A 16,162-nucleotide genomic window follows, 5' to 3' on the forward strand; every position below is an offset into this window, starting at 1 on the left:
GGCCTTGAGGCAAAGCGCTCGCTTCCGTCCGTCAGGCTGATAGGCTGATGGTCCACCCGGGGAGGCCGACCAGAATGAACCGTCGCCAGCTGCTGTCTGGATTCTTGCTCGGCACCGGCGGTTTGCTGTCGGCCTGCGGACACTTGTCGGCCGGAACCGATACGCGACCGCAGCTCGCCATCACCATCGACGATTTCAATATGGGCGACGGGCCCCTGATGACCGGGGCCCAGAAGCACGAAGCGATCCTTCGGGCGCTGAAAGCCGCCGGCATCCAGGCCGCCGGCTTCGTGACCGGGAAATACATCGACAACGATCCGGCGCGTCGGCATCTGGAGGCGTGGGTCGCGGACGGCCATCTCGTCGGAAACCATACCTATCGCCACGCCTACCATGGTGGGGCCGAACCCGGCGATCTGGCCGCCGACATCGACGACGTGGCCGTTCTGATAAAGGACTATGCCACCTGGCGGCCCCTGTTCCGGTTTCCCTACCTGGCCGAAGGCAGCACGACGGTCAGCCGCGACGCGCATCGGGCAGTGCTGGCCGCCCGGGGCCTGAAGAATGCCTATGTCACCATCGATGCATCCGACTGGTATGTCAGCGATCGTCTGATCGCGCGGTTGAGACGCGACCCGGGGGCCGATGTCACGCCCTATGGCGATTTTCTGGTGGCGCACCTGCTGAGCCGCGCGCGGTTCTATGACGCGTTGGCTCGCGACGTTCTGGGCTTCTCCCCGCCGCACACCCTGCTGATCCATCACAATCTGACGACGGCCCTGTTTCTGCCGCGCATTCTGAGCGCCTTTAGCGACGCGGGATGGGCCGCGATCGACGCGGACACGGCCTTTGCCCATCCGGTGTATGCGTCACAGCCGGATATCGCGCCGTGTGCCAACAGTCTGATCTGGCAACTGTCCAGCGCCGATGGGCGCTTCGCACATCGGCTTCGTACGCCGGGCGAGGATGGGCCCTACGAGCAGTCGGCCATGGACGCGCTGGGGCTTTAGGTCGCTTCGCGTTGACCTTTCGTGCCCCTCTCGACATAAGGGCGGGCTTCGAGGTGCCGCTCCGACAGGGGCGGCCCTTTCTGCTTTACCCATCCCTGCGCGCGCACCCGCCCGTGGTGCCGCCCCAGAGCGTCAGATTCCGCCATGCAAGTCGTCGAAAAGTCCACCGAAGGTCTGAGCCGCGTCATCACCGTGACCGTGCCCGCCACCGAGCTGAGCGCCAAGCTGGACGCCAAGCTGGCCGAGTTCGCGCCGAAGATGAAGTTGAAGGGCTTCCGTCCCGGCAAGGTGCCGGTCTCGCACGTGCGCAAGACGTATGGTCGCGAGATGATGGGCGAGATCGTCAACGACACGATCAATGAGACCAGCCAGAAGGCGCTCGACGAGATCAAGGTGCGCCCCGCCGCCCCGGCCGACATGAAACTGACCTCGGACATGGACAAGGTCCTGGCCGGGTCCGACGACCTCGCCTACGAAATGGCGCTGGAAGTCATGCCGGAATTCACGCCGGTCGATCCCAAGACCCTGAAGCTGGAGCGGCCGACCTATGAGGCGTCCGACGCCGATCTGGACGAGGCCCTGACCGAACTGGCCGGGCAGGCCAAGAATTACGAAGACAAGAAGGGCAAGTCCGTGAAGGCCGCCGACGGCGACCAGCTGACCATCGACTTCCTGGGCAAGCTGGACGGCGAGCCCTTCGAGGGCGGTGCCGCCGAGGACGCGGACCTGGTGATCGGCTCCAACCGCTTCATCCCCGGCTTCGAAGAGCAGCTGAAGGGTGCCAAGGTCGGTGAGGAAAAGACCATCGAGGTCACCTTCCCCGCTGACTATCAGGCTGCGAACCTGGCCGGGAAGCTGGCCACCTTCGACGTCAAGGTGAAGGCCATCAAGGCCGAGGCCCCCGCCGTGGTCGATGAGGACTTCGCCAGGCGCATCGGGCTGGAAAGCCTCGACAAGCTGAAGGAACTGCTCCGCAACAACCTGAACCAGCAGTATGCCGGTCAGGCGCGCTTCAAGCTGAAGCGCGGCCTGCTGGACGTGCTGGACGCGGCCCACAGCTTCGACCTGCCGCCCCGGATGGTCGACGCCGAGTTCGACGGCATCTGGCAACAGGTCGAGGCTGACAAGGCCGCCGGCAACCTGCCAGAGGAAGACGCCAAGAAGTCCGACAAGGACCTGAAGGCCGAATACCGCAAGATCGCCGAGCGCCGCGTGCGCCTGGGTCTGGTGCTGGCCGAGATCGGCCGTGCCAACAACGTCGGCGTGACGGACCAGGAACTGAACAACGCCATCATGGCCGAGGCCCGCAACTATCCGGGTCAGGAGCGTCAGGTGCTGGACTTCTATCGTCAGAACCCCAACGCCGCCGCCTCGATGCGCGCGCCGATCTATGAGGAAAAGGTCTGCGACCTGATCTTCAGCCTGGCCGATGTGACCGACACGCCGATCACGAAGGAAGAGCTGCTGAAGGACGAAGACGAGGGCTGATCGGGATACAGCTTGAACTGGCCTTGAGGCCCGGGCGAGTGTAGGCTGCAGGCCGGGCAGCAGGTTTGTCTTGATCTGGATCCGGGGCTCAAGTTGACGGCACTTGCCACTCTGCTCGCGGTTCTGATGCTGGGCCAGACGGGTCCGGCACAGCCTGCCTCGTCGGTGCCTCAGGCCGTCGATCAGTCGACGGCGGTGCCGGACGTCCAGGTCAATGGCGAACGAATCGACCGCGAGGCGATCGAGGAGCGTGCCGCTGCTTTCGTGGAAGAAGTGGCCGATCCGCCGTTCGGGGCCCAACTGGCACGCTGGAATACGCCGATCTGCGTGGGCGTCAGCAACATGCGGTCGCCCTATGGACAGTTGCTGATCGATCGCGTCGGCCAGCATGCGGCAGACCTGGGCCTCGAAGTCGGAGAGGCAGGATGCAAGCCGAACGTGGTCATTGTAGCCACTCCGGATGGGCGGGCGACAGCATCGCATCTGGTCGAGGAGGCGGGCTTGAGCTTTCGACCGACGGATGGTGGCTCCAATCCGTCGCGAGCGGCGCTGCGGGCGTTCCAGACGTCGGATGCTCCCGTGCGGTGGTGGAACGTCGCCCTGCCTGTGGGCGAGCAGGGCGAGACCGCATCGCGTCCCCGTGGAGGCATGGGTACGGGAGGTGGCCCGCCTGACGCGCCTGTCGTGGTCGTTCATGCGGGGTCTCGACTGACATCCAGCATTCGGACCGACATGACCTGGGTCATTATCGTCATCGATTTCAACCGGACGGGTGGCTTGCCGCTCGGGTCGCTGGCGGATTACGTGTCCATGGTCGCCCTGGCTCAGATCGATCCGGATGCCGATCTGAGCGGCTATGACACGATCCTGAATGCCTTCAGCGATCCCTCGCAGGCGCACAGCCTCAGCGATTGGGACCTTGGCTATCTCCAATCAATCTATTCGGGTCAGGCGAACCGCGCCAATGCGCGGCAGAGGCGAAACGAAGTCGTCCGGACCCTGGTTCAGAACCAGATCGCGCCCGTGCCGACAGGGGCCCAGTAGGTTCGCGACAGCCTTCCGACACGCCGCTCAGCCGCTGTCGGCCTTGCGCGACACGGTGCGCGACGCGATATGCTGTCCAACGCGATGGCCAACCGCTGAGTCGTCGTCCTCCAGCATCCGAGAAGGCCAAGAATGCGCGATCCGATCGACTATCTGCAATCCAACCTCGTCCCCATGGTGGTGGAGCAATCCAGCCGGGGCGAACGTGCCTTCGACATTTTCTCGCGCCTGCTGCGCGAGCGGATCATCTTCCTGACCGGTCCGTTCGAGGACGGTATGGCCAGCCTGATCTGTGCCCAGCTGCTGTTCCTGGAATCGGAAAACCCGAAGAAGGAAATCAGCATGTACATCAACAGCCCCGGCGGTCAGGTGACCTCGGCGCTGGCGATCTACGACACCATGCAGTACATCAAGTCGCCGGTCTCGACCGTGGTCATGGGCATGGCCGCCTCGGCCGGCTCGCTGATCCTGACGGCCGGCGAGGCGGGTCAGCGCATCGCCCTGCCGAACGCACGCATCATGGTGCACCAGCCCTCGGGCGGGTTCCGGGGTCAGGCCTCGGACATCGAACTGCACGCTGCCGACATCCGCTACACCAAGCGCCGCCTGAACGAGATCTACGTCCACCACACCGGCCGGACCTATGAAGAGGTGGAGAAGACCCTCGATCGCGACCACTTCATGGACGCCGAGGCCGCCAAGGAATGGGGCATTGTCGACCACGTCTACGACAAGCGCGACCAGGCCGATGCGGACGGCGTCAAGACCGTCTGATTTGTTCCTCCCCCTGGCGCAGCCTAAGGGGGAGGGGGACCGCAGCGCTGTTGCGCTGTGGTGAAGGGGGCCAGCCGCAAAGACGGTGTGTGGGGGTAAGCCCCCGCCACCCCTTCGTGGTCCCCCTTCCCCTGCGGGGGGAGGAACAAGATGCAACACACCCGCGACCTCAAGGGCATCGTCACCGTCGATGGCGACGACTACGAATGGGAGGTCCGACGTCAGCCGCAGCGCACGACCGGCAACGAATGGCAGGGCATCGGCATCGCCCTCAGGCTGGTTGACGGTCAGCGAGAGGCCCTGGTGCAGTTTCCCATGGTCATGCGGGCCAGCGGGATTCCGAATTTCGAGCGCCAGCGGATCAATGTCGAAAGCATCAGGAACGCGGTTGCCTCGGCCATAGCGGCCGGATGGAACCCGACATCGCGCGGCAAGGTCGTGGTCTTCGATGTGGACGCCGACGGCAACTGAGCCGATCAGGGCCTGCCCTTGAAGACCCGAAATCCTGCGATCGCCGCGATGGCCAGCATCTCGGTATCGCCCGAGGTGTCGCCATAGGCAGCGGCCAGCCGCACGTCCGGTCCGAAGGCGGCCCGCAACCGCCGCACCTTTTCCTCGCCGCGACAATTCGGCCCTTCGAACGCTCCGGTGAACCAGCCCCTCGCGTCGGTGACCAGATCGGTGCCCAGAAGGGCGTCGGCGCCCAGCCGGTCGGCGAACGGCTGGACCGTCAGGGCCGGGGAGGCGGTCACGATTGCGCGATATGCGCCCCGTCGGCCCCAGTCATTCCAGACGCCCAGCGCATCCGGTCGCATCAGTCTGTCCCAGTGCTCGCGCGCAAATTGCTCGGCTTCCATGCTCAGCGCCATGGCACCCATACCCGGCAGGAAGCGGCGGACGGCAGCCTCCTTCAGCCTTTGACGGTCGCGGTCCAGGGCATAGGCGGCCAGCTGAGGCGCCATGGCCAGAAGCCCGCTGCGCCAGCGTTCCGGGCCGACCTTCCACTTCAGAAAGGCGGTGAAACTGTCCCGGATCGTCAGCGTGCCGTCGAAATCGAAGGCGACGACGGGCTGACCCGGTGCGGGCGACTGGCGAAACGGTCGTGTGGTTCCCATGTCACCCATTCGCCTTGATCCTCTTCCATCCTGAACCGTCCACGCCCAGTCGCGTGCACTCTGCTTTCGCGGGGTTGTCGTGGCGGTTCGGATGGGGGATTGTCATTTTTTGAATATCTTCGCCTCCATAGTGATGGAATCATTGCGAAGACAGCGCGTTCCCTCTCCGGGGCGCGAGAGTGAGAAGGGTCCATGACCAAAGCTGCCGGCACCGACGCCAAGAGCACCCTCTACTGCAGCTTCTGCGGCAAGAGCCAGCACGAGGTGCGCAAGCTCATTGCCGGACCGACGGTGTTCATCTGCGACGAATGCGTCGAACTGTGCATGGACATCATCCGCGAAGAGCACAAGATCGGCTTCAAGAAGGCGGGGGCCGACGGCGTGCCTACGCCCAAGGAAATCCGCGAAGTCCTCGACGACTATGTGATCGGCCAGAGCCACGCCAAGAAGGTTCTCTCGGTGGCCGTCCACAACCACTACAAGCGCCTGAACCACGCGACGAAGAACAACGACGTCGAACTGGCCAAGTCCAACATCATGCTGATCGGGCCCACGGGCTCGGGCAAGACTCTGCTGGCCCAGACGCTGGCGCGCATCATCGACGTGCCCTTCACCATGGCCGACGCCACGACCCTGACCGAGGCCGGTTATGTGGGTGAGGACGTCGAGAACATCATCCTGAAGCTGCTCCAGGCGTCCGACTACAACGTCGAGCGGGCCCAGCGCGGCATCGTCTACATCGACGAGATCGACAAGATCTCGCGCAAGTCCGACAACCCCTCGATCACCCGCGATGTGTCGGGCGAGGGCGTGCAGCAGGCCCTGCTGAAGATCATGGAAGGCACCGTCGCCTCCGTGCCTCCGCAAGGCGGGCGCAAGCATCCGCAGCAGGAGTTCCTGCAGGTCGATACGGCCAACATCCTGTTCATCGTCGGCGGTGCCTTCGCCGGTCTGGAAAAGGTCATCTCCGCGCGTGGAGCCGGGGCCTCGATCGGCTTCGGGGCCAAGGTCAAGGAAGTGGACGAGCGCCGCACGGGTGACATCCTGAAAGGGGTGGAACCGGACGATCTGATGCGGTTCGGCCTGATCCCCGAGTTCATCGGTCGTCTGCCCGTCCTGGCGACCCTGGAAGACCTCGACGAGAAGGCCCTGGTCACCATCCTGACCGAGCCCAAGAACGCCCTGGTCAAGCAGTACAAGCGCCTGTTCGAGATGGAGAACGTCGGCCTGACCTTCACCGACGATGCGCTCAACGCCGTCGCCAAGAAGGCGATCACGCGCAAGACGGGCGCGCGGGGCCTGCGCTCGATCCTGGAAGGCATTCTGCTGGAGACGATGTTCGAACTGCCGACCTTCGACGGTGTCGAGGAGGTGGTCGTCAACGCAGAGGTCATCGAGGGCAATGCCCAGCCCCTGCTGATCTATGCCGAGAAGAAAAAGGCCGACGGCGCGGCCTGATCGTCCGCATTTGATCCCTCCCCTGCGGCGCCTCTTCGGAAGCGACCGCATGGGACAAAGGCCGGTTCGATGCGTTGGGGTGGCCCGGTGGTCTTCGAAGGCGCTGTCGGGTGGTCCCAGGCGGATCAGCGTGGACGTTTGGTGGGCTGATATGTCCGATCCTTACCACCGGGGTGGGGACCTCCACGCCTAGGGTGGCCGCATCTCAGCAAGGGGACGCGGACATGGATCGCAGAACGTTTTCGATACTGATGGCAGGCGGCGTTGCCGGCACTGCCGCACCGGCCGTAGCCGCTTCGCCGCGGCAGCAAGCCCACGGCTTCGTCACCGCCGCCACCGAAGGCCGGTTCGGTGAGCGGACCCGGCTGTTCGGCGGCACCAGCCCCAACGACATCAAGATTTCCGGCCAGGACACCGGCGGGCAGCTGTCTGTGTTCGAATATGTGGGCCACGTCCCCGGCGGGCCCCCGCTGCATGTCCACCCGGACCAGGACGAAATCTTCTTCATCCACGGCGGCGATTATCTGTTTCAGATCGGCACGGAGAGACGTCGCCTGGGTGCGGGCGACACCGTGTTTCTGCCGCGCGGCGAGCCCCACACTTTCGCCCAGCTCAGCGAGGTCGGGCGCATGTTGTTCATGTTCACGCCGGCGGGCGATATGGAGGCCTATTTCCGGGCACTCGCCGACCTCGCCGGGCCTCCGTCAGAAGCAGAAGAGGCGGCCCTGTTCGCTGCCCACGGCATGAGGCGGCTTGGCCCGGGTCTCGATCCGCGCGTAGATGGCTGACCGCAAGGGAAGGGGAGGCCGCCTTGCAGCCTGTGTTCCGAGAGACCGCGCCCTGTCCCGGCCTGAGGGGCTGGGTCAGCCGCTATCAGATCATTCATCTGGACTTTCGCGCGATCGAAGCCCCGCCGGCAAAAGCCTATTGGCCCCGGCCTGCTTCGGCCCTGGCCTTCTATCCCCGTGATCCTGAGGTCGTAAGCCGGGCGGGCACGGGTGCCGAGACCAAGCCTCGCGCGGTGCTGATTGGCCAGCCGACCGCGATGGAGCATCGTTGCGGTGGCCGGGACTTCTTCGTCTTCCAGGTCGAGTTCAGGCCGGGTGCCCTCTATCGCCTGACGGGCGGTCTACGATCCACGCAGCTGACCGACGCCTTCGTCGATGCCGAGGCGGTTTTTGGACGCGAGGCGTCCCAGGCCGCATCGGCCCTTTCGGACGCCGAAGACGCTGACGTCATGATCGGGATCGTGGACGCCTTTCTCATGCGACTGGTCGCAAGGAGGCAGGCCCGGCGTGGGTTGGGTGAACACGGTGCCGACTGGGCTGCGGATCGACTGTGCATGAATGGCGTCGGCTCGCTGTCACGTCTCGCCGACCGCGCTGGGCTGAGCCCAAGACAGCTTCACCGCAGCTTTCTGGATCGTATCGGTGTCGAGCCCAGCGTGTTCGGCCGGATCGCGCGGTTCGACCGCCTGTTGCGGGCCCGCAATGCATACCCCGACTGGGACTGGCTCAGCCTCGCGCTTAACTCAGGCTACCATGACCACCGTCACATGGCGCGCGATTTCCAGTCCTTCACGGGGATGAGCCCCGGTGCCTTCTATCTCCAGGAACTGGCGGCACCCGAGCGGCACTTCGGACACCTGGAGACCTGAAGCCACGTCACCAGGACAATATCCTGGACTTTTGGGGCAACGCTTGAACGTCATGTGACAAGCGCCACATACTCATCCGAACGCCGTCGGAATCGACGGGCCTCTCCAGGGTGTCGCTGCATATCGCGGGGCGTCGGGGGAGGCGGGCCGGAGATCGTCAATGGCCCAGGAGCGCATCATGTCCGAGTCAAAGATCCTGCCCGTCCTGCCTCTGCGGGACATCGTCGTGTTTCCCCATATGGTCGTGCCGCTCTTCGTAGGGCGCGAGAAATCCGTGCGGGCGCTCGATGAAATCATGAAGGGTGAAAAGCAGATCCTGCTGGCCACCCAGAAGAACAGCGTCGATGACGATCCGTCGCCCGACGCCATCTATCCGGTCGGTGTGCTGGCCACCGTGCTTCAGCTGCTGAAACTGCCTGACGGCACCGTGAAGGTGCTGGTCGAGGGCAAGGGCCGGGCCCGTCTGACCCGCTTCACCGACCGCGAGGCGTATTTCGAGGCTGAGGCCGTCGAGATCGAGGACGACCTGGGTGAACCCTCCCAGGCCGAGGCCCTGCTGCGCGCCGTGGTCGAGCAGTTCGAAAACTATGTGAAGCTGAACAAGAAGGTGCCGCCCGAGGCGCTCAGCTCCATTCCCCAGATCACCGACGCGTCCAAGCTGGCGGACAGTGTCGCAGCCCACCTGTCGGTCAAGATCGCCGACAAGCAGGCCCTGCTGGAAACCATTGCCGTGCCCCAGCGTCTGGAGAAGGTCTATGGCCTTATGGAGGGCGAGATCAGCGTCCTGCAGGTCGAGAAGAAGATCCGCTCGCGCGTGAAGCGCCAGATGGAGAAGACCCAGCGCGAATATTACCTGAACGAGCAGATGAAGGCGATCCAGCGCGAGCTGGGCGAGACCGACGACGCCCGCGACGAGATCATGGAGCTGGAAAAGCGCATCCGTAAGACGCGCCTGTCGAAGGAAGCCCGCACCAAGGCCGAGGCCGAGGTCAAGAAGCTGCGCAATATGAGCCCGATGTCGGCGGAATCGACGGTGGTGCGCAACTACCTCGACTGGCTGCTGGCCATTCCGTGGGGCAAGGCCAAGCAGAAGCCGATCGATCTGAACAGGGCCGAGGCCATCCTCGAGGAGGACCACTACGGGCTCGAGAAGGTCAAGGAACGCATCATCGAGTATCTGGCCGTCCAGGCGCGCACCAACTCGCTGAAGGGGCCGATCCTGTGCCTCGTCGGCCCTCCCGGGGTCGGGAAGACCTCGCTGGCCAGGTCGATCGCCAAGGCGACGGGGCGTGAATACGTCCGCATGTCGCTGGGCGGGATGCGGGACGAGGCGGAAATCCGCGGTCACCGCCGGACCTACATCGGCTCCATGCCCGGCAAGATCATCCAGTCGATGAAGAAGGTGAAGACCACCAACGCCTTCATCCTGCTGGACGAGATCGACAAGCTGGGCGCCGACTGGCGCGGCGACCCGTCCAGCGCGCTGCTGGAGGTGCTGGATCCGGCCCAGAACAATGCGTTCGGCGATCACTATCTCGAGGTCGACTATGACCTGTCCAACGTCATGTTCGTGACCACGGCCAACAGCCTGAACATGCCCCAGCCCCTGATGGACCGGATGGAGATCATCCGGGTCAGCGGCTACACCGAGGACGAAAAGGTCGAGATCGCCAAGCGGCACGTCCTGCCCAAGGTCACGAAGGACAACGGCCTGACGGCTGCCGAGTTCGTCGTGCCTGAGGACACGATCCGCGACCTGATCCGCTACTACACGCGCGAAGCCGGCGTGCGTTCGCTGGAACGTGCCCTGGGCGGTCTGGCACGCAAGGCCGTTCGCGAGATGTCGAAGGAGAAGACGCTCTCGATCACCGTCGACGGCGCCAAGCTGGCCGACTATGCGGGCGTGAAGAAATACCGCTACGGCGAGACCGACGAAGAGGATCAGGTCGGCATCGTCACGGGCCTGGCCTGGACCGAGTTCGGCGGCGACATCCTGACTATCGAGGCGATCAAGATGCCGGGGCGCGGGCGCATGACCGTGACGGGCAATCTGAAGGAGGTGATGAAGGAATCCATCTCCGCCGCCGCCTCCTATGTCCGGGCCCGCTCGCTCAGCTTCGGGGTCAAGCCGCCGGTGTTCGAAAAGACCGACATCCACGTCCACGTGCCGGACGGGGCCACGCCCAAGGACGGCCCGTCGGCCGGTGTCGCCATGACCGTCGCCATGGTCTCGGTCCTGACCGGCGTGCCGATCCGCAAGGACATCGCCATGACCGGCGAGATCACGCTGCGTGGCCGGGTCACCGCCATCGGCGGCCTGAAGGAGAAGCTGCTTGCGGCGCTGCGGTCCGGCGTCAAGACCGTGCTGATTCCGCAGGAGAATGAGAAGGACCTCGCCGATGTGCCGGACAATGTGAAGGGCGCACTGGAAATCGTCCCGATCTCGACGGCCGACGAGGCGTTGAAGTGGGCCCTGACCGGCTCGCTGACGGCCGTGGAGTGGGACGAGGTGGCCGAGCCGCTGAACCCCGGGCCCGCCACCGTTCCGCCGATCGACGGCACGACGGTCGTCAGCCACTGACCAATCGTCTCCTCTCTGTTCGCACGGCGAACGGGGAGGGGGCACGGCCGTTCTTCACGGCCATGACGGAGGGGTTCTGGACGCGGCCTGAATCAACGGGCAAACAGATCCCCTGGATGGGCGGCTAGCTCAGCTGGTCAGAGCATCTCGTTTACACCGAGAGGGTCGGCGGTTCGAACCCGTCGCCGCCTACCAATCCCATCGAAAAGGCCGCCGGAGCGATCCGGCGGCCTTTGTCGTTCCCTGTGTCGGTGGAGCGGGAGGGATGACCCTCCGATCCCGCCCGATCAGAACTTGAAGCTGGCCCGCAGCAGCAGGCTGTAGCGGATGTAGTCCTCAATCTTCTCTGCATCGGCCGTGATCGACAGCTTGCCCAGGTCGTTGCCGACGCTGAGGCTGAAGCCCGCGATCGGGCCGCCGCCTTCGATCGAGTCCGGTGTCAGCTTGAACGACGACCCGGTCGACACGAACCGCGCCATGGTCTCGCCCGGGTCGACGGAGATGTTCTGACGCCAGCCCAGCCGGACCTCCGGTCGGATCCAGCCGTCCTGACCGAAGCCGTAGCCGATGTTGACCGCGGCCACGGTCGAGAACATGTGCCCGTCCCGGCTTTCGATATCCAGGTTGAAGCTGTTGTTGGAGCCTTGCTCGGTGTGGGCGTCCTCGTTCAGCGAGAAATACTCGGCATAGACCTCGGGCCGGATGTTCAGGCGACCGAATTTACGCTCGTAGGAGGCCCCGCCGGCCAGGGCGAGGGTGAAACCGTTCCAGCTCGATGTGTTCTGGATGTTGATGGCGGTTGTCACGATCTGGCGGGTCGAGTCGAAGGTGGCATAGCCGCCCGCCGCCCGCGCCCACGTCGTCCAGGCCTGTCCCTGGGCCCGCCAGTAGAGACCCAGTTCGACCAGATTGGCGGTCAGGACCTCTTCGGCCTCGGCTTCAGGGTCCTGGATATCGGACGAGGTGAACGCGAGTGATACACCCAGGGCCCCCAGCGACGAGCCGCGTTCGATACCGCCGGCGACTCCGAAGCCTTCGGAGCGGAAGCCGTAGGAGTCGGTCTTGTCCTTGTCGGCGTAGAAGTTGATTTCCTGCATCCAGGCGCTCGTTTCGCCCGGCGCGACCGTGGCGTTGCGCCCGGTCAGGGCGCGCGTCACGGCATCGACGCCGGATGCCAGCGACAGCAGAGGCCCACCCGAGTGATCCGGCAGGACCTGTTCGTAAAGCTCGATGAAGCCTGCGCGCGTGGTCTGGGCGGTGAAGGCGTTCAGCAGCGCGCCACTTCCGGTCAGGCCGGTGTAGAAGGCATCGAACGCCTGGGCCTCCACGGAAATCAGTCCCGCTTCGGCCGCCGTCCGGCGTCGCGCGTCGATATAGACATCGCCCGCCGCGACGTTGGTGCCCGCCGTGACGATGAACAGATAGGGCGAGTTGGCCTGGACCGCGGTCTGATCGATCGTTCCGACCACCAGGGTGTTTGCGTCGATGATCGTATACCGCTGGGCCGACGTGATCAGCGAGTTGAACCGGACGCCAAGCCCTGCGCCATCGGCCAGGGTCGCCGTCCCGTTGACCCGGAACCCGGAACTGGTTCCAGTGGCCGGGTCGAGGGTGACGATCAGATCGCCGGCGGTGCCGATGTTCAGCCGGGTGACGTTGGTGGCGCTGGTCTGGCGGGCATCCAGCGTCCCGTTCGTGATGTCGACCGTCAGCAGGCCGTCGCTGTCGCTGATCGCCCCCTGGATGCGTGCGCCACCGGTCAGGGAAAGCCGATCTGCGCCGGCCCCGAACGAGACATCGCCGACGATGACGCCATTTTCGGCCGACAGCACGTCGGCACCGGATCCAAACCGGATTGCTCCCAGGGTCGTTGGTTCGCGGGAGTCGGGCACACCGTCACCATCCGTGTCGGGATCGCTTGCGGTCGCCGTAGCGGTCGTCCCGTACTGGCGGTAGGTCACACCGGTGGTGTTGGCGGACACATCGATCGCCGTCACAGTTCCGCTCGTCAGGCCGGTCGTTGTGTCAGGCCCGAGAAGGGACTGGATCGATCCGACATTGGTGATCGACGTCAGGGTCCCGGATGCATCCCGAATGGCCGTCGTCGAGGCCCGGCCACCCGTTGAGGATGCCAGCAGCGACCCGCTGTTCATGAGGAGGGGCAGGTTGGCCCCGGCGGCGATATCCAGTGCCACCACGGTCCGGGCTGCCGTCGTCGCGACGGCACCAGCGGTGAGGGAGCCGGTATTGTCGAACCGCGGCGTCGCCACGCCGCGGTTGATCAGATAACCGGTTGCACCGGCCTCGGCGCCGATGGCAAGAATGGAGCCTTCGTTGCGAATGCCGCCATCGATGGTCACCGTCTGACCGCCGGCGACGCCGACCTGGACGGCCGTGGCGCTGATCCCATCATAGATGCCGTTGGCGTTGATCGCGCCCCGGGTGATGAGGCCGAAGGCATTGTTGCCAGTCCCGGCAACGCCGAGCGTGATTCCCCGCGTTGCCGAACCGATCGTCAGTGCCGGGGCGAGACCGAAGGCGTTGATTTCCCCGTTGCTCTCGGAGGCGTCGGCAATACCGTCGCCATCCTCATCGGTGCTGTTGGCATCGAGGTCGGCGGGGCGAATGTCCAGGACGACCCCACCGGCGACGTTGCCGGCCACGACGACGGTCGATCCCCCCTGAAGCAGGTCGTCGGGATCCAGTGCCGCGATCTGTGCCGCCGTCGGTCGGCTGGAATAGCGGTAACCCGTGGAGGAGATTGCACCTTGCAGCGTCAGTCGCCCGCCGACATCGCCCTGGATGTTCACGGCACTGGCGTCCTGGCCCTGCGCCGTGACCGTTCCAGACACGTTGATTGCGCCCGAAACCGTCGAGGTCGTTGCAACCGCGACGGAATTCGTTCCTACCGCGCGAAGGTTGCCAAAGTTGGTCAGATTGCCCGTCAGGGCGCGCTCGACCGATATGGCACGGGCGTTTGTACCTTCGACCAGAACACTGCCGGAACTTTCCACCAGCACGTTTCCGGTCAGGGCCGTCGGTCCGGTCAGACGAAGGCCGTAGCGATCGGCCCCGTTGGCAAAAGGTCCGTCAGTATTCCCGTCCCCGTCCGTGTCGGGATAGGTGTCGATATTGTCAGTGACAGAAATCGCACCGCCGATGGTGACGTTCCCGGTAACGGCACCCGGGCCGACCAGAATGGCGGTGGCCCCGTCGGCACTGTTCGCAAGGGTGATTGTGGATCCGGAGTCCAGATCGATGCTGTTGTTGGTATCCACAGTGACGGCCACGCCACTGGTCACGGCGATCGAACCGCCCGACGCGAATCGGATGTCGTCGCGCGCCGTTCCCGTCGCGTTCGACGTCTGGATCGGCGTTGTGCGGGTCGTCGAAATCACGACCTCGGCCCGCGCGGCGGTGACCGCCATCAGAGGGGCAAGCGCCACCGCGGTCGCAAGCAGTCTACGCATTCGCAAAGTTCACCCCAGAAGGACACGCCAGCAGGCGCGGGGCCTTCTAACAGGAGGGCCGCCACCTGTCTCAAGTTTCGCGAATTTGAGGCGATTGCAAGGCTAAAGCGGCCGTGCCCGCCATGTAGCGAGGGTTTGCCTGACGTGATGCAAGCCGACCTCAATGACGGAACCATCGATGGGCGAAGCGGCTTGAGCTTGACGGTCACCGGGCGTAGGGGCGTTCGATGGCCCCGCGCAAATCGTCCGCACGCATCCCAAAGTCCCGACCCCGCGGTTCGCGCCGGTCACCGGAGACCCGGCCCATGAGCATGACCGATCTGGACGTTCAGGAGGGCGAACTTCGCCTGATCCCGGGGCTGGACGAGGAGGTGGCCGAGACACTGAGGGTGCTGAAGGCTTCGACGGCCGATCCTCGCCCGCGTATGGTCGATACGACCATGCTCTATGCCCCGCGATCCGGCGGCGTGAAGCGTTATCTGCTGTCGAAGAAGGCCTGGATCGAGGCGAACCGCCCCGGTATCGCCCACTCCCTGGTCGTGCCCGGGGCGCGCCATGAAGCGGGCGAGGACGGCATCATCAAGCTGCACGCCACCAAGCTGCCGTTCGGCGACGGCTATCGCTGGCCCAGTTCGGTCAAGCGCTGGGGGGCCTGGGTGGCCTCGATGAAGCCCTCGCTGATCGAGGCCGGCGACCCCTATACGCCGGGGCAGGGCGCGCTGGAGGCCGGCCAGCGTGCGGGCTGTCCCGTGGTCGGCTTCTGCCATTCCGATCCGGCTGGCCTGGCGGCGCTGCATTTCGGGGAGTGGGCCAAGAAGCCGGTCGAGAAGCGCTGGGCCCGTCTGTTCGGACAATTCGACCGGGTCGTCTCGCCCAGCCGCTTCATCGCCCGCAGGCTGGAAGAAGCCGGCGTGCGCGACATCGTCATCCGGCCCCTGGGGGTCGAGATCGATACCTTCCGCCCGGACCGGCGCGACCGGGACTGGCTGCTGAAGCGACTGGGTCTGCCCCGGGATGCGCGACTGCTTTGCTTTGCGGGGAGACCGGCCCGGGAAAAGAACATCGACGTTCTGATCGAGGCCGTCCAGAAGCTGGGCGCGCCCTATCATCTGGTGCTGGTGGGGGCCGGAGCCGGCATGCCGGCCGAAGACCGCGTCATCGCCCTGCCTTATGAGCGCGATCCCCGCGCGGTCGCCCGGATCATCGCCTCGTGCGACGCCTTCGTGCACGCCAACGACAAGGAACCGTTCGGGCTGATCGTGCTTGAGGCCATGGCCTGCGGCCGGCCGGTCGTCGGCGTCAACGCAGGCGGCGTGGCGGAGACGGTGACCGATCAGGTCGGCCAGCTGGCCCGCAGCGCGGACCCGGACGACTACGCGCAGGCGGTCGCGGCGCTGTTTGAACGCGACATCGAGGCGATCGGTGCGGCGGCCCGGGTTCATACTGTCGAAAAATTTGCCTGGAACCGCGTGTTCGAGGATCTGTGCATGACCTATGGCGAGGTCAGTGGAAAGGCCGAGTTCGTGACACCCGCCGAGGTCTTGCCCGTCCATTAGGCTCCGCGC

At 65.1% G+C, this 16,162-nt stretch carries 12 protein-coding genes and 1 tRNA gene; 11 read left to right on the forward strand and 2 right to left on the reverse strand.

Translation table 11 applies throughout. The annotated features are described in order from the left end of the window. Positions 1–74: 74 nt before the first annotated feature. The 5 genes from O3139_RS07685 to O3139_RS07705 all read left to right on the forward strand — a co-directional run bounded on the left by O3139_RS07685 (position 75) and on the right by O3139_RS07705 (position 4,787). Entirely contained in the window at positions 75–1,010 is a 936-nt protein-coding gene (locus tag O3139_RS07685) for a polysaccharide deacetylase family protein (RefSeq protein WP_269513349.1), read from the forward strand. A 144-nt stretch (positions 1,011–1,154) separates the two neighbouring features. Then, the gene (gene tig, locus O3139_RS07690) at positions 1,155–2,498 is read left to right on the forward strand and encodes a trigger factor (protein WP_269513350.1); all 1,344 of its coding nucleotides are present in this window, start codon (positions 1,155–1,157) and stop codon (positions 2,496–2,498) included. A 93-nt stretch (positions 2,499–2,591) separates the two neighbouring features. Further along, the gene (locus O3139_RS07695) at positions 2,592–3,542 is read left to right on the forward strand and encodes a hypothetical protein (protein WP_269513351.1); all 951 of its coding nucleotides are present in this window, start codon (positions 2,592–2,594) and stop codon (positions 3,540–3,542) included. Positions 3,543–3,674: 132 nt separating this feature from the next. Then, entirely contained in the window at positions 3,675–4,316 is a 642-nt protein-coding gene (locus tag O3139_RS07700) for an ATP-dependent Clp protease proteolytic subunit (RefSeq protein ID WP_269513352.1), read from the forward strand. A 150-nt stretch (positions 4,317–4,466) separates the two neighbouring features. After that, a complete protein-coding gene (locus O3139_RS07705; protein WP_269513353.1) occupies positions 4,467–4,787 on the forward strand; it encodes a hypothetical protein in 321 nt (106 codons plus the stop codon). A 5-nt stretch (positions 4,788–4,792) separates the two neighbouring features. Here the strand turns inward: O3139_RS07705 and O3139_RS07710 are convergent, their stop codons facing one another. Continuing rightward, positions 4,793–5,440 (reverse strand): HAD-IB family hydrolase, encoded by a 648-nt coding sequence (locus O3139_RS07710; RefSeq protein ID WP_269513354.1) that lies wholly within the window; start codon positions 5,438–5,440, stop codon positions 4,793–4,795. A gap of 183 nt (positions 5,441–5,623) precedes the next feature. Here O3139_RS07710 and clpX point away from each other — a divergent pair, with 183 nt between their 5' ends. The 5 genes from clpX to O3139_RS07735 all read left to right on the forward strand — a co-directional run bounded on the left by clpX (position 5,624) and on the right by O3139_RS07735 (position 11,322). Then, positions 5,624–6,889, forward strand: coding sequence for an ATP-dependent Clp protease ATP-binding subunit ClpX (gene clpX / locus O3139_RS07715; protein ID WP_209320355.1), 1,266 nt, complete (start codon positions 5,624–5,626; stop codon positions 6,887–6,889). A gap of 224 nt (positions 6,890–7,113) precedes the next feature. Continuing rightward, positions 7,114–7,677 (forward strand): cupin domain-containing protein, encoded by a 564-nt coding sequence (locus O3139_RS07720; RefSeq protein WP_269513355.1) that lies wholly within the window; start codon positions 7,114–7,116, stop codon positions 7,675–7,677. A 32-nt stretch (positions 7,678–7,709) separates the two neighbouring features. After that, positions 7,710–8,546 carry an AraC family transcriptional regulator gene (locus O3139_RS07725; protein WP_269516439.1) on the forward strand — a complete coding sequence of 279 codons (837 nt, stop codon included), beginning with the start codon at positions 7,710–7,712 and terminating at the stop codon, positions 8,544–8,546. A gap of 178 nt (positions 8,547–8,724) precedes the next feature. Then, positions 8,725–11,127, forward strand: coding sequence for an endopeptidase La (lon, locus tag O3139_RS07730; RefSeq protein WP_269513356.1), 2,403 nt, complete (start codon positions 8,725–8,727; stop codon positions 11,125–11,127). Positions 11,128–11,245: 118 nt separating this feature from the next. Then, a tRNA-Val gene (locus O3139_RS07735) sits at positions 11,246–11,322 on the forward strand. Between the two features lie 92 nt (positions 11,323–11,414). On the opposite strand, the gene O3139_RS07740 is transcribed toward O3139_RS07735, so the two are convergent. Then, on the reverse strand, positions 11,415–14,597 hold the full coding sequence (locus O3139_RS07740; RefSeq protein WP_269513357.1) for an autotransporter outer membrane beta-barrel domain-containing protein: 3,183 nt from the start codon (positions 14,595–14,597) through the stop codon (positions 11,415–11,417). A gap of 305 nt (positions 14,598–14,902) precedes the next feature. On the opposite strand from O3139_RS07740, the gene O3139_RS07745 reads away from it, so the two are divergent. After that, on the forward strand, positions 14,903–16,153 hold the full coding sequence (locus O3139_RS07745) for a glycosyltransferase (protein WP_269513358.1): 1,251 nt from the start codon (positions 14,903–14,905) through the stop codon (positions 16,151–16,153). Positions 16,154–16,162: the final 9 nt, after the last annotated feature.

This window comes from Brevundimonas subvibrioides (assembly GCF_027271155.1).
Taxonomy (GTDB): Bacteria; Pseudomonadota; Alphaproteobacteria; order Caulobacterales; family Caulobacteraceae; genus Brevundimonas; species Brevundimonas subvibrioides_D.